The 13,298-nt window shown below is 69.6% G+C and carries 13 protein-coding genes; 6 read left to right on the top strand and 7 right to left on the bottom strand.

Annotated elements, in window-relative coordinates; genetic code table 11:
- Positions 1–142 precede the first annotated feature (142 nt).
- From BWR60_RS01005 to BWR60_RS00975, 7 genes are all read right to left on the bottom strand, one after another.
- Positions 143–733: a c-type cytochrome gene (locus tag BWR60_RS01005; protein ID WP_088149133.1), complete on the bottom strand. Its 591-nt coding sequence runs from the start codon at positions 731–733 to the stop codon at positions 143–145.
- A complete protein-coding gene (soxC, locus tag BWR60_RS01000; protein ID WP_088149132.1) occupies positions 723–2,009 on the bottom strand; it encodes a sulfite dehydrogenase in 1,287 nt (428 codons plus the stop codon). Before soxC ends, BWR60_RS01005 begins: the two co-directional genes overlap by 11 nt.
- A 144-nt stretch (positions 2,010–2,153) precedes the next feature.
- Positions 2,154–2,666 (bottom strand): 6,7-dimethyl-8-ribityllumazine synthase, encoded by a 513-nt coding sequence (locus tag BWR60_RS00995; protein ID WP_088149131.1) that lies wholly within the window; start codon positions 2,664–2,666, stop codon positions 2,154–2,156.
- 46 nt (positions 2,667–2,712) lie between these two features.
- Positions 2,713–4,059: an LLM class flavin-dependent oxidoreductase gene (locus tag BWR60_RS00990; protein ID WP_088149130.1), complete on the bottom strand. Its 1,347-nt coding sequence runs from the start codon at positions 4,057–4,059 to the stop codon at positions 2,713–2,715.
- A 26-nt stretch (positions 4,060–4,085) separates the two neighbouring features.
- Entirely contained in the window at positions 4,086–4,826 is a 741-nt protein-coding gene (locus BWR60_RS00985; RefSeq protein WP_230982905.1) for an ABC transporter ATP-binding protein, read from the bottom strand.
- The gene (locus BWR60_RS00980) at positions 4,823–5,638 is read right to left on the bottom strand and encodes an ABC transporter permease (RefSeq protein ID WP_218823263.1); all 816 of its coding nucleotides are present in this window, start codon (positions 5,636–5,638) and stop codon (positions 4,823–4,825) included. The genes BWR60_RS00985 and BWR60_RS00980 overlap by 4 nt, the downstream gene beginning before the upstream one ends.
- 82 nt (positions 5,639–5,720) lie before the next feature.
- Positions 5,721–6,731, bottom strand: a complete 1,011-nt coding sequence (locus BWR60_RS00975) for an ABC transporter substrate-binding protein (protein WP_088149128.1) — start codon at positions 6,729–6,731, stop codon at positions 5,721–5,723.
- A gap of 406 nt (positions 6,732–7,137) precedes the next feature.
- Between BWR60_RS00975 and BWR60_RS00970 the strand changes: the two genes are divergently transcribed.
- The 6 genes from BWR60_RS00970 (at position 7,138) to BWR60_RS00945 (ending at position 13,261) form a co-directional block, all read left to right on the top strand.
- The gene (locus BWR60_RS00970; protein WP_218823262.1) at positions 7,138–8,193 is read left to right on the top strand and encodes an ABC transporter substrate-binding protein; all 1,056 of its coding nucleotides are present in this window, start codon (positions 7,138–7,140) and stop codon (positions 8,191–8,193) included.
- An 18-nt stretch (positions 8,194–8,211) separates the two neighbouring features.
- Positions 8,212–9,096: an ABC transporter permease gene (locus BWR60_RS00965; RefSeq protein WP_088149127.1), complete on the top strand. Its 885-nt coding sequence runs from the start codon at positions 8,212–8,214 to the stop codon at positions 9,094–9,096.
- Entirely contained in the window at positions 9,072–9,815 is a 744-nt protein-coding gene (locus BWR60_RS00960) for an ABC transporter ATP-binding protein (RefSeq protein ID WP_088149126.1), read from the top strand. Before BWR60_RS00965 ends, BWR60_RS00960 begins: the two co-directional genes overlap by 25 nt.
- Positions 9,816–9,854: 39 nt before the next feature.
- Positions 9,855–11,201 carry an LLM class flavin-dependent oxidoreductase gene (locus tag BWR60_RS00955; RefSeq protein ID WP_088149125.1) on the top strand — a complete coding sequence of 449 codons (1,347 nt, stop codon included), beginning with the start codon at positions 9,855–9,857 and terminating at the stop codon, positions 11,199–11,201.
- Positions 11,202–11,301: 100 nt separating this feature from the next.
- On the top strand, positions 11,302–12,147 hold the full coding sequence (locus BWR60_RS00950; protein WP_088149124.1) for an NADPH-dependent oxidoreductase: 846 nt from the start codon (positions 11,302–11,304) through the stop codon (positions 12,145–12,147).
- Between the two features lie 43 nt (positions 12,148–12,190).
- Positions 12,191–13,261 (top strand): LLM class flavin-dependent oxidoreductase, encoded by a 1,071-nt coding sequence (locus BWR60_RS00945; RefSeq protein WP_088149123.1) that lies wholly within the window; start codon positions 12,191–12,193, stop codon positions 13,259–13,261.
- Positions 13,262–13,298 lie beyond the last annotated feature (37 nt).

Genomic DNA, 13,298 nt, shown 5'->3' with positions numbered 1-13,298 from the left:
CGCCCTATGGGAGCAGCGGGTAGTAGAAGCTCGAAGGTGGCGCGACTCGGGTCATCAGCTCTCAGTACATGTTGAGAATTTCCGGTGCAACAAATGCTTCTCCATCACGGCGATGTTTCGCAGCGTGCCGGTATCCATGTTGTCACTGGCTCGACGCCACGTCTGGGCGTGGGTCGGGGCTGATGAAGCCGTCGCGGTTCGGCATTTGCACCTTGGGCAGGGTGACGGCGTCGAGCACCGTGTCCTCGGCGACGATCTGGTTGAGGTAGAGGACGTAGGCCGACACGGCGTAGACCTGATCGTTGGTCAGCGATTGCGGCGCGTCGAAGGGCATCGCGCGCCGGACGAAGTCGAACAGCGTGGTGGCGTAGGGCCAGTAGCTGCCGACCGTGCGCACCGGCTTCACCGCGGTTAGCGTGCCCAATCCGCCGACCAGGGGGTCCATCGGCTTGCCCTGGCCGCGATCGCCATGGCAGGCGGCGCAGCTCTCCGCGAAGATTGCGGCTCCCTCGCGCACGCTGCCGCGACCGGGCGGCAGGCCCGTCCCGTCGGCGCGGACATCGATGTCCCAGGCGGCGATCTCGGCGGCGGTCGGAGTCCGGCCGAGGCCCAGGAGATGTGCTGCAGCCGCGCGTGCCGGCGGAGGAAGAGGACGCCCGAGCAAGGCCGGTATCGCGAAAGCCATAACGATCATCCCGCAGGCGATGATGATGCCCCGGCGGTTAGACGACATTGGACACCGCTCCCCCCGGCTGGACGCGCCAGGACTGGATGCCGTTGAAGTGATAGCCGGAATTCAGGCCGCGGGCCTCGATCAGCGCCGCCCGCTGCGGCTGGACATAGCCGGTGTCGTCGGTGGCGCGGCTTTGCAGCACCGCCGGCCCGCCGTCCCAGGTCCAGGGCAGGCGGAAGCGAGTCAGGCATTTCGGCAGGATCGGATCCTGCAACTGCGCTTCACGCCAGCTCCGGCCGCCATCGGTCGAGATCTCGACCCGGCGGATGCTGCCGTGGCCGGACCAAGCCAGGCCGGAGATCTCGTAGAAGCCGGGCTCCCTCAGGGCCTGGCCGCCCGACGGGAAGGTGATGACGGATTTCGCCTCCATCACGAAGGTGAACTGGCGCGCCCGCCCGTCGGGCATCAGGTCGGTGTATTTCGAGGTCTCCTCGCGGGTCTGGAACGGCTGGTCGCCGAGCTTCAAGCGGCGGAGCCATTTGATGCTCATGTTGCCCTCGTAGCCGGGCAGCACCAGCCGCAGCGGATAGCCCTGCTCCGGCCGCAGGCGCTCGCCGTTCTGGGCATAGGCCAGGATGGCGTCGTCCAGGGCCTTCTCGATCGGCACGCTGCGGCTCATCGCGGCGGCATCGGCGCCTTCAGCCAGGATCCAGCGCGCCTCCGGCCGGCCCCCGACCTGGTCCAGCAGGGTGGAGAGGGCGACCCCGGTCCATTCGCAGCAGCTCAGCAGCCCATGGGTCTCCTGCGCCGTCCAGCTCTCCTTGGCGCCGCTCCAGCCCGGGGTGTTGCCGGAGCACTCCAGGAAATGGATCCGGCTCACCGAGGGGAAGCGCAGGATGTCGTCCATGGTGAACAGCAGCGGCCGGTCGACCAGGCCATGGACGATCAGGCGATGCTGGTCCGGGTCGATCGCCGGCACGCCCGCGTGGTGCCGCTCATAATGCAGGCCGTTGGGGGTGATGATGCCGTGCAGGTGCTGCAGCGGTGTGCCGCTGGAGGCGGCGGTTGGCACCGGCGGCGGGGTGCGCGGCTTGCGCACGACGCCCTTCTCGAAGGGTGAGGGCAGGCCATAGGGCGGGCTGGTGATGGCGGCGCCCTGCTCACGGGTCCAGGGCGGGACGACGGCAGGAGCGTCCTGGCCGGCCGCGCCCCGGCCGGCTCCGATCGCGACGACCCCGCCGGCCAGGCTCAGCGCGCTGCCCAGGATGGCGCGCCGGGTCGGGAACTCCGGGGTGCCGGCCGCATCGGGGGCAGGTGGTCGTTTGCGGTCTCGCATGAGGTCGTCCTTCCGGGCGCCGCCACACGGCTGGACGAGGCTCTGGCTCGCCTCGGCACGACCACATGCGGATGCGCTCTTGCTTGTCTCTGAGAAGCTTGCAGCTGCCTCGACCGAGACCGTCCGCAGCGACACGGCTGCGCGTCAGTGGGCCAAGGCCTTCAGCCGGCTGATGGTCTCCAGCGTGCGGGTACAGGCCTCGGCGGCCTCGCGGCCCTTCACCCGGAAATGGTCGTGGAAGAAGCGGCGGTGCTCGTCGTGCTCATGGAAGCGCTGCGGCGTCAGCACGACGGACAGCACCGGCACCTCGGTGTCGAGCTGGACCCGCATCAGCGCATCGATCACCGCCGTCGACACGAATTCATGGCGATAGATACCGCCATCGACCACCAGGCCGGCCGCGACGATGATCGCGTAGCGGCCGGTCCTCGCCAGGAGCTGGGCGTGCAGCGGGATCTCGAACACGCCGGGCACCTCGAACAGGTCGACCGGGGTTCCGGCATGTGGGGTGTCGGCCAGAGCCGCCAGAAATGCCTCGCGGCTCTGGTCGACGATGTCCTCATGCCAGAGCGACTGGACGAAGGCGATCCGGCCGCCGCCCTCCGAGCGCTCCGGGGACAGCGGGTCGAGGGCCGGTCCCTTGACGAGTTGGTTCATCGCAGATTCTCTCGGTTCGATATGGCGGGCGGAGATGCCGTCCCGCCTAGGCGCGGATGGCGACGGGGGGCTGAAAGAACTGGCTCTCCGGCCGGCGCAGGCTGTAGTGCTCGCGCAGGGTCGTGCCGGCGTATTCGCGACGGAACAGCCCCCGCTCCTGCAGGATGGGCACGACCTGCTCGACGAAGACGTCGAACTGCGTGGGCAGGATCGGCGGCATGACGTTGAAGCCGTCCGCGGCGCCGGACGAGAACCAGTCCGTGATGATGTCGGCGATCTGCTCGGGCGTGCCGGCGGTGGTGAAGTGGCCGCGTGCGCCCGCCAGGCTGTGCAGCAGCTGGCGCAGGGTCGGACGCTCGCGCGCGACCAGGGCCGTGATCACCTGAGCCCGGCTTTGGGCGGCCTGCACGGTGCTGGGGTCGGGGAAGTCGTCGACCGACAGTCTGGCGTCGAGGTCGAGATGCGAGAAGTCGTGGCCGCCGAAGCGGTTGGACAGCCGCGCCAAGCCGACCTTCGGGTGGGTCAGCTCGTTGAGTTCGCGCCAGATCCGCTGCGCTTCCGCCTCGGTCGAGCCGATGACGGCGCTGAGGCCCGGCAGGATCAGGACCTGGTCCGCCGGGCGCCCCAGCACCGTGGCCTGGGACTTGATGTCGGCGTAGAACTCGATCGCGGCCGACTTCTCCAGATGAGCGGTGAACACGGCTTCGGCATGGGTCGCGGCGAAGCGGCGGCCGGAGGTCGAGGACCCGGCCTGCACGAAGACTGGCCGTCCCTGGGGCGAGCGCGGCAGGTTCAGCGGCCCGGCCACCTTGCGATACCGGCCGGCATGATTGATCCGCCTGATCCGGGACGGATCGGCATAACGGCCGGACTGCCGGTCGTCGAGCACCGCGTCGTCAGCCCAGCTGTCCCACAGCTTGGTCACCACCTCGACGAATTCGAAGGCGCGATCGTAGCGTTCGGCATGCTCGATCTGTCGATCATGGCCGAAGTTCGGCCCGGCCCCCGACACCCAGGAGGTGACGATGTTCCAGCCGATGCGGCCGCCGCTGATATGGTCCAGCGATGCGAACTGCCGCGCCAGGTTGAACGGCTCGGTATAGGTGGTCGAGGCGGTGGCGATCAGGCCGATCCGCTCGGTGGCGCCGGCGAGTGCGGCGAGGGTGGTGATCGGCTCCAGCCCCCCCTGGGCGACATGCTCGACGCCGTCGCCGATCGCCAGCGCGTCGGCCAGGAAGACGGAATCGAACAGGGCGGCCTCGGCCCGCTGGGCCAACTGCTGGTAGTAGCGGATATCGGTCAACGCGGCGGTGGTCGCGCCCTGGTGCCGCCAGGCGGCTTCGTGGTGGCCGCGGCCGTGGATGAACAGGTTGAGGTGCAAGGTCCGGCTCATGGTTCCACCTATCGGATCGTCTCTGGTCATCCGTGCCCGCCGACGCCGAGCGCGCCGAGCAGCTCGTCCCGCAGCGCCGCGAACCGCGAATCCGTCTTCTTGCGCGGATGCGGCAGGTCGATCGGTCGGTCCACCACGATCCTTCCGGCCTCCATGACCAGGACGCGGTCGGCCAGGACCAACGCCTCATCGACGTCGTGGGTGACCAGCAGCACAGTCGGCCGATGGATCTCGACGAGGTCGAAGAGGAGGTCGTGCATGCGGAGGCGGGTCAGGGCGTCGAGCGCCCCGAACGGCTCGTCTGCCAGGAGAAGCTGCGGATCCCGCACCAGCGACCGCGCCAGGGCCACCCGCTGCTGCTCGCCACCCGACAGGACGTTGGGCCAGGCGGTCTCGCGGCCGGCGAGGCCGACATCGGCGAGAGCGGCGCGCCCGCGCGCCTCGGCATCCGGCCGGCGCAGGCCGATGGTGACGTTCTGCAGGACGGTCTCCCACGGCAGCAGCCGCGAATCCTGGAACAGCACCGAGCTGCTGTCGGGAACCTCGATCGTGCCCCGCCCCTCGGCGTCGGCGTCGAGCCTGGCAAGAGCACGCAGCAGCGTGCTCTTGCCCGATCCGCTCTTGCCGATCAACGCCACGAACTCGCCGGCGGCGAGATCCAGCGAGATGCCGTCGAGCACGGTGCGCCCGGAGAAGCTGCGGGTGAGATTGCGGACGCGGACCGCCGCGCCACGAACCTCGTTAAGGGCCAGGGCCAGCGCCGTCACGAGCCGATGACCTTTCGATAGGCCAGGGCCCGGCGCTCCCACAGCCGCACCGCCGCGTCCGACAGCAGGCCGAGCGCGGCATAGATGACGAGGCCCACGACGATCACGTCGGTCTGGCCGTAGTCCCGCGCCCGGTTCATCAGATAGCCGATGCCCTCGCTGGTGTTGATCTGCTCGAGCACCACCAGTGATGTCCAGCAGGTGGTCACGGCCAGGCGCAGCCCGGTGAAGAAGCCGGGCAGCGCACCCGGCAGCGCGACGCGGCGGATGAACTCGCTTCGCGTCAGCCGGACCGTGCGAGCGAGCTCGACATAGCGGATGTCGATGCCGCGCAGCGCCGCGTGGGTGTTGATGTAGACGGGCACGAGGACGCTGGTCGCGATCAGGGTGACCTTCATCACCTCGCCGATGCCGAGCCACAGGATGGCAAGGGGGATGAGCGCGAGCGTCGGGATGGCGCGCTTGATCTGGACCAGCCCGTCGATCGAGGCTTCGCCGGCCCGGCTGAGGCCGGCGGCCAGGGCCAGGATCAGCCCTATCGCGACGCCGAAGCCGAGCCCAAGATAGGCGCGCCGGGCGGAGGCCAGGAAGTGGTCGATCAGCACGCCCTTCGCCACCATCTCGTAGCCCGTGACGAGGGCCGTCGAGGGCGCAGCCAGAAACCGCGGCGAGATCCAGCCCGCGAGCGAAGCGATCTCCCAGAGGACGAGCACCACCGCAGGGCCGAGCAGGATGCCGCCGGCCCGCAGCCGCCGCGGCGCCAGAGGCTTTGCGCCGGCTGCGGGTGCCGCATGGGCGACGCTGGCTCTCATAGTGCCGGACGACTTCGTCCGTGGGCCGAAATCAGATCGGATCTGGAAAGTCATGGCGCGTTCCCGCGATGCTGCGGATTCGTCACTTCGCGGCGGTCTCGATCACCTCGTCGAAGCGGAGGTCGAACTCCCTCGCGGCATCCAGCCGTTCCGGGATGTCGCCGGCCTCGAAGATCAGGTCGATGAGCCCTTGCTGCCGCGAGACCAGATCCCGCAGCAGCGGGAAGGAGATCTGTCCCTCCGACTGGACGATCGCCTTGCCGTCCGTCTCCTTCAGGTTCTGCCGGTCGACGTAGTAGGCCTTGACCCAGGCGTCGGGATTGGCCTTCGACCATCTCTTCGCCGCGATCCAGTGCCTCACGAAATCGCGGATGGCGGCGGCCTTGGCGGGATCGGCCAGAGCCTCCCCGCTGGCATAGAGATAGGTCAGCGATCGCGGCAGCCGGTCGTGCTCGGATCTCGGCAGCGCGCTCGCCTGCTGGTCGGCGAAGTCGGCGAGATATCGCGAGAAATGCGGCTCGTTCAGCGCCGCGACGTCCACCTGGCCGCTGCGGATCGCGTCCGGGAAGTCGGCGGCGCGGAGCGGCACGAGCGTCACGTCCGCCTTGGCCAGCCCGGCGGCCTTGAGGGCGTTCAGCACGAAGGGCTGCCGGCCGGTGCCCTCGGCATAGGCGATCCGCTTGCCGCGAAGCTCTTCGAGCCGGGACACCGTCAGGCCCGGCCGGACGGCGAACTGATAGTCCGGCTCGGAGGTGGCGAGAGCCGCCACGATGGGAATGGTCTCACCGGCCGCCTGTGCCTGGATCGGCGGCGTATTGCCAACCGTCGCCAGGTCCAAGGCTCTGGCCCGGAACGCCTCGAGGATGGCAGGGCCACCGAGGAAGTTGGCGTATGTCACCGCGGCGGCGAGTTTCTGCTGCTCGCCGGAGGCGATCATCAGGGTCTGCAGCGCTTCGTTCTGATCGGCGACCACCAGCGCTGTGCCGGCGGGGACCTCGGTCGGCAGGCTGCCGCCGGCCCGTGCCTGGCCTTGCAAGCCGCCGGCCAACAGCACCACGCCGAGCAGCGCCGAGGCCACCTTTGTTCGTCTCATCGTCGTTATCCTGTTCATCGATGGGCGCCGCCAGCTTTGGCGAGGTGAAGACGCCGCCCTTCGCTCCGATTTCACTCGATGATTCCGGATATAGATAAAAGAATCAACGATTGATGTGTATATAGCAAATTTATTAACATGATAATTAAGCTATATATGATATGCAGCCTTCCTCCCCTTGGCGCCTGCCGTCGTGCCCGGCAGGAGTCATGTCCTAGGCTTCAAAATAAATTACTGACATTATATGTTTAAATAAATTTATTGACTCCTGAATTTGTATTTATCCAGATAAAACATCTCCGCGTCGGCTTAAACCCACGCCCCAGTGCTTGGCCGATCACACCATCGTCAGCCCGCCGTGTGGATCGCACGGCTTCCCTCAGCTCTCGCACCGAGGAACCTTGCCGTGCCTGTTCCCGCATCGCTGCCTTCCGCCGCCCGACGGCGCATCGTCACCGCGATCGCCTGGGCCGCCCTCGTCTGTGCGGTCGGCCCTGCGCTGGCCGCGGACGCGCTGCCGGCCGACGCTCCCCTGCCAGCCGAGGTCCCGGCAGGCACAACGCTCGTGATCGGCGATCCGACCACCCAGAAGGCGCTGCAGCTCTCCGGCGAGATCGACAAGCTGCCGTTCAAGGTCGAGTGGGCGAACATCAGCGGCGGCCCGCGCACGATCGAGGCGTTCCGGGCCAATGCTCTCGATGTTGGCTCGGTCGCCGACATCCCGCCGATCCACGCGACCTGGACCGGCCTGCCGGTGAAGATCGTCGCCGCCAAGTTCCGGCAGGACCCGATCAACCACCCGATCTACCAGCTGGGCATCGCGCCGGGCGCCGCCGTCGGGACCCTGGCCGACCTGCGCGGCAAGAAGATCGCCTACAGCCCGGGTCAGGCCCAGGGCGCGCTGGTCCTGCGCATCCTGCAGAAGGCCGGCCTGTCGAAGACGGACGTGACGCTGGTCGAGCTGCCCAGCACTGGCGACGTCTACGTCAACGCGCTGTCCAGCGGTCTGGTCGACGCCGCCCCGATCGCCGAGGCCAACCAGCGCCGCTACGTCGCCAATTACGGCGGGGACGGCGCCAAGCTGATCCCGCACGGGCTGCGCGACGACCCGGCCTATCTCTACGTGCTGGGCACGTCGCTGCAGGATCCGGGCAAGGCCGCGGCGATCCGCGAATATGTGAAGGCCTGGGGCCGGGCGACGCAGTGGGTCGCGGCGCATCCGGAGGAGTGGATCGCCGGCTACTACGTCAAGGATCAGGGGCTGGACGCCGAGAGCGGCCGCTACCTGGTCGACTCCGCCGGGCTGCCGGACATCCCGGCGGACTGGACCGCCGTGATCGAGCGGCAGCAGGCGACGATCGACCTGCTGGCGGCCGAGACCGGCAAGCCCAGGCTGAACGCGGCCGACCTGTTCGACCGCCGGTACGAAAGCACCGCCGCCGCCGCGCTGGCGGGGCTGTAGGCGGGGGAGGGCAGGACCATGACCCCACCCCCCAGCGACTCCGCCCTGGCGCTCGTGCCGGCGCCGGACAGCCGGCGGTTCCGCAGCGAGGCCGCCCCGGACCCGCGACGATCGGCCCGACCACGCGCCCGCCGGCTCGGCCCGGGCCGGCCGATCGCCTATGGCTGGACCTTCGGCCCGCTGCTGCTGCTGGCGGTCTGGTCGGCCGGTTCGGCGACCGGGCTGATCGACACCCGCACCCTGGCGGCGCCCTGGACGGTGGTGACCACGGCCGCCGACCTGATCGCCGAGGGCCGGCTGCAGGACAACCTGCTGACCTCGCTCGGCCGGTCGGCCCAGGGGCTGTTCTGGGGCGTGCTGGCCGGGCTCGTGCTCGGCCTCCTCGCCGGCCTGACCCGGATCGGGGAGTACCTGATCGACGGGCCGGTGCAGATCAAGCGGGCGATCCCGGCCCTGGCGTTGATCCCGCTCCTGATGCTGTGGCTCGGCATCGGCGAGGGCATGAAGATCGCGACCATCGCCCTGATCGTCTTCGCCCCGGTCTACATCCAGACTCATGACGGGCTGCGCAGCATCGACAGCCGCTATGTCGAGCTGGCCGAGACGCTGGGCGTCGGCCGGCAGGACTTCCTGCGCCACATCGCGCTGCCGGCGGCGCTGCCCGGCTTCTTCCTGGGGCTGCGCTTCGCCGTCAACTACTCCTGGCTCGCCCTGGTCGTGGTCGAGCAGGTCAATTCCACCAGCGGCATCGGCTACATGATCGAGCTGGCGCGGACCTACGGCCAGACCGAGATCATCATCCTCGGCCTCGTGGTCTACGCCCTGCTCGGGCTCACCTCCGATGCGCTGGTCCGGCTGCTGCAGAGGAGGGTGCTGTCGTGGCGACGCACGCTGGCAGGTTGAGCGGGGCGGCGGTCCAGGTCCGGGGGCTGGTGCGCGGCTTCGGGGCGCGCACTATCCTCGACGGCATCGACCTCGACATCCGGCAAGGCGAGTTCGTCGCGCTGCTCGGCCGCAGCGGCTCGGGCAAGAGCACCCTGCTGCGGGCCCTGGCGGGCCTCGACCACGAGGTCACCGGCGAGGGGCGGCTGAGCGTGCCGCAACGGCTGTCGGTGGTGTTCCAGGATGCGCGGCTGCTGCCCTGGAAGCGGGTGCTCGACAACGTGCTGTTCGGTCTCGGCGGTCCGGATCCGCGCGGCCGGGCCGAGGCGGCGCTGGCCGAGGTCGGGCTGGCGGGGCGCGAGCGCGCCTGGCCGAACCAGCTCTCGGGCGGCGAGCAGCAGCGCGTCGCGCTGGCCCGGTCGCTGGTGCGGGACCCCGAGCTGCTGCTGGCGGACGAGCCCTTCGGCGCGCTCGACGCGCTGACCCGGATCCGCATGCACGGGCTGCTGCGCCAGCTTTGCGCGCGCCACCGGCCCGCGGTGCTGCTGGTGACGCATGATGTCGACGAGGCGATCCACCTGGCCGACCGCGTGCTGGTGCTCGACCGCGGCCGCATCTCCGTCGACGTCCCGATCGACCTGCCGGACCGGCATCCGGAGCGCGAGCGGCGGGTCGCCGAGATCCGCACCGAGCTGCTGCGGGAGCTGGGCGTCCAGGTCGAGGACCGCCTGACCGCCTGACGCCGCCGTCCCCTTCCATCGAAATCCCAGGAGGCCGCGATGCCCGGAACCGGCAGGCAGCTCAACCTCAACCTCTTCATCTATCCGGGCGGACACCACGAGGCCGCCTGGCGCTACGAGGGCACGTCGCTCGACCGCCTGCTCGACATCACCTACTACCAGGAGCTGGCCCGCCGGGCCGAGGCGGTGACGTTCGACGGCATCTTCTTCGCCGACGGACCGTCCCTGGCCGACACCATCCAATACGCCAGCCGCTTCCAGGTGGAGCCGCTGACCTGGCTGTCGGCGATCGCTGCGGCGACGGAGCGGATCGGCCTGATCGCCACCGCCTCGACCACCTACACCGAGCCCTACAACCTGGCGCGGCTGTTCGCCTCGCTCGACCATATCAGCCGGGGCCGGGCGGGGTGGAACATCGTCACCACCGCGGGCGCCCAGGCGGCGCAGAATTTCGGCCTGTCCGAGCATCCGGTGCATGCCGAGCGCTACGACCGCGCCCAGGAATTCGTCGATGTCGTCACCAAGCTGTGGGACAGCTGGGAGGACGATGCTGTGGTCGCCGACGCGGCCTCGGGCCTCTATGCCGATCCCGCCAAGATCCACGCCATCGACCATATCGGGCGCCACCTGCGCGTGCGCGGCCCGCTGAACGTCCCGCGCACGCCGCAGGGCCGGCCGGTCTATATCCAGGCCGGGTCGTCCGAGGACGGCCGCTCCTTCGCTGCGCGCTATGCCGAGGCGATCTTCACGGCGCACCAGACCCTGGCCAATGCCCAGGCCTTCTATGCCGACATCAAGGCGCGGGCGGCGGCGCTGGGACGCCGGCCGGAGCATCTGAAGATCCTGCCCGGCATCAGCCCTTTCATCGGCGGGACCGAGGCCGAGGCGCTGCGGCTGCAGGAGGAGTTCAACGCCCTGACCCAGCCGGAATACTCGCTGGCCCAGCTGCGCCGGATGATCGGGGTCGACCTCACGGGCCACGACCTCGACGGTTCGTTCCCACGCGCACTGGTCGCGGCGGAGGGCGAGCGCGCGGTCGGCAGCCGGTTCCAGGTCGTGCTCGACATCGTCGACCGCGAGCGGCCGACGATCCGCCAACTGCTGCACCGCCTGGCCGGCGCCCGCGGCCACTGGGTCACCGCGGGAACGCCGGAGCAGATCGCGGACCGGATCGAGGAATGGTTCACCAGCGGGGCCGCGGACGGCTTCAACGTGATGCCGCCCTATCTGACCGGCGGCTTCGACGCCTTCGCCGATCACGTGGTCCCGATCCTGCGACGGCGTGGCCTGTTCCGTGAGGAATATACGGGCACGACCCTGCGCGAGCATTACGGTCTGCCGCGGCCGGCCAGCCAGTACAGCCACCCGATCCAGGCGACGGCGTGATCCCAGCGGCCGCGCCGGCCCGATTCGTGCCAGCCCGAGCTGTTCCGCGATATCGTTGTCGGTATCGCAGCCAATGTCTCCATATGACGGGAGCGACCTGATGACCGACTTCCTCGCGACCACATCTGCCGGCGAAACGGCGGAGCGGCTGCTGGCCGCCCGCTACGGCGACGATGCCCCCGCGGCTGCGATCGTGAACGACGTCACCGCGCTGCTGCTGGGGCACCGGTCGGTCCGGGCCTTCCTGCCCGATGCCCTGCCGGACGGCACGATCGAGACCCTGGTGGCGGCCGCCCAGTCGGCCTCGACCTCCTCGAACCTCCAGGCCTGGAGCGTCGTCGCGGTCGAGGATGCCGCGCATAAGGGTCACCTTGCATCGCTGGCCGGCAATCAGGATTTCATCCGCCAGGCGCCGCTGTTCCTCGTCTGGCTGGCGGATTTCGCGCGGCTGCACCGGCTGGCGGACGCCCAGGCGGCGGCGGTCGACGGCGCGGCCTACACGGAGGCGTTCATCCTCGGCGTCGTCGATGCGGCGTTGGCGGCGCAGAACGCCGTGGTCGCGCTCGAATCCCTCGGCCTGGGCACGGTCTATGTCGGCGCAGTGCGCAACCATCCGGACGAGATCGCCCGGGCCCTCGCGGTGCCGGGCCATGTCTTCCCCGTCTTCGGCCTCGCCGTCGGGTGGCCGGATCCGGCGAGCCCTGCCTCGGTCAAGCCGCGCCTGCCGCAACGGGCCGTGCTGCATCGGGAAACCTATGATCCGGGTCCGCAGGCGGATGCGGCGTCGGACTACGACGCGACGCTCAAGGCTTTCTGGCGCGGCCAGGGGCTCGGCCGTCCGCCCTGGACCCGCCAAGTGGTCAACCGGCTGCGCGACAGCGAAGCGCTGCATGGCCGCGACCGCATCCGCGACTCCCTGAACCGGCTCGGCTTCCCGCTGCGCTGACGGGACCAGCCGGACCTCACCTCACAGACTGCGAAGCGATCCCATGAGCGGCACGTCCGAATTCCTCTGGTACATCCCGAACGACGTCAAGGCCGGGCACCGCGGCGACACCGCCGTCGAGAACCACAACAGCCTCGAGGCGCTGACCAACCACGCCAAGGCGCTGGAGGATCATGGCTGGAAGGGCGCGCTGATCGGCACCGGCTGGGGCCGGCCCGACACCTTCACCGTCGCCGCCGCCCTGGCCGCGCGGACGACGACATTCGAGCCGCTGATCGCGATCCGGCCGGGCTACTGGCGCCCCGCCCATTTCGCCTCCGCCGCGGCCACGCTGGACCACCTGACCGGGGGCCGCGTCCGGGTGAACATCGTGTCGGGCCAAGACAACCTCGCCGCCTATGGCGACAGCGAGGGCGACCAGGCCCAGCGCTATTCCCGGACCCGGGAGTTCATGCGGCTGGTCCGCAGGCTGTGGACCGAGGAGGCCGTCACCCATGAGGGCGAGCACTTCCGCGTGACCGAGTCGACCGTGGTGCCGCGCCTCCCGATCCGCGGCGACCGCCGGCATCCCAAGCTGTATTTCGGCGGCGCCTCAGAGGCGGCGGAGCGGGTGTCCGCGACGGAGGCCGATGTCCAGCTGTTCTGGGGCGAGCCGCTCGACGGCGTCCGGGAACGGATCGACCGCCTCAGGACGCTGAGCCGGCAGCTCGATCGCGACCTGCCGCCGCTGGAGTTCGGGCTGCGGATCACCACGCTGGTCCGCGACACCACGGAGCAGGCCTGGACGGATGCCAGGGCCAAGGTCGAGGAGATGGCCAGGATCAAGGGCGCCGGCTGGCATGACCATCGGCAGTCGGTCGCGGTGGGCCAGCAGCGCCTGTTCGATGCCCATGCGCGCGGCGAGGTGCTGGACGACAACCTCTACACCGCACCGGGCCGGTTCGGCGGCGGCGGCGCCGGCACCACCTGGCTGGTCGGCTCGGCGGCGGACGTCGCTCGGTCGCTGCGCAGATACCGGGATCTCGGCATCACGCATTTCGTGCTCTCGGACACGCCGTATCTGTCCGAGATCAGGCGGCAGGGCGACCAGTTGCTGCCACTGTTGCGAAGCTGAAGCATCTGGGCGGGACGGGGGCATTGCGAGGCTCCCG

This window comes from Inquilinus limosus (genome assembly GCF_002195995.1).
GTDB lineage: Bacteria > Pseudomonadota > Alphaproteobacteria > DSM-16000 > Inquilinaceae > Inquilinus > Inquilinus limosus_C.
This window is presented reverse-complemented; position numbering and strand designations above follow the sequence as displayed.

What these genes read in the sequence shown, in the direction of transcription:
- BWR60_RS00945 (WP_088149123.1), top strand. Translation starts at nt 12,191, where the DNA reads ATGAGCGGCACGTCCGAATTCCTCTGGTACATCCCGAACGACGTCAAG.
- BWR60_RS01005 (WP_088149133.1), bottom strand. Translation starts at nt 733, where the DNA reads ATGTCGTCTAACCGCCGGGGCATCATCATCGCCTGCGGGATGATCGTT.
- BWR60_RS00995 (WP_088149131.1), bottom strand. Translation starts at nt 2,666, where the DNA reads ATGAACCAACTCGTCAAGGGACCGGCCCTCGACCCGCTGTCCCCGGAG.
- BWR60_RS00950 (WP_088149124.1), top strand. Translation starts at nt 11,302, where the DNA reads ATGACCGACTTCCTCGCGACCACATCTGCCGGCGAAACGGCGGAGCGG.
- BWR60_RS00990 (WP_088149130.1), bottom strand. Translation starts at nt 4,059, where the DNA reads ATGAGCCGGACCTTGCACCTCAACCTGTTCATCCACGGCCGCGGCCAC.
- soxC (WP_088149132.1), bottom strand. Translation starts at nt 2,009, where the DNA reads ATGCGAGACCGCAAACGACCACCTGCCCCCGATGCGGCCGGCACCCCG.
- BWR60_RS00975 (WP_088149128.1), bottom strand. Translation starts at nt 6,731, where the DNA reads ATGAGACGAACAAAGGTGGCCTCGGCGCTGCTCGGCGTGGTGCTGTTG.
- BWR60_RS00965 (WP_088149127.1), top strand. Translation starts at nt 8,212, where the DNA reads ATGACCCCACCCCCCAGCGACTCCGCCCTGGCGCTCGTGCCGGCGCCG.
- BWR60_RS00980 (WP_218823263.1), bottom strand. Translation starts at nt 5,638, where the DNA reads ATGAGAGCCAGCGTCGCCCATGCGGCACCCGCAGCCGGCGCAAAGCCT.
- BWR60_RS00955 (WP_088149125.1), top strand. Translation starts at nt 9,855, where the DNA reads ATGCCCGGAACCGGCAGGCAGCTCAACCTCAACCTCTTCATCTATCCG.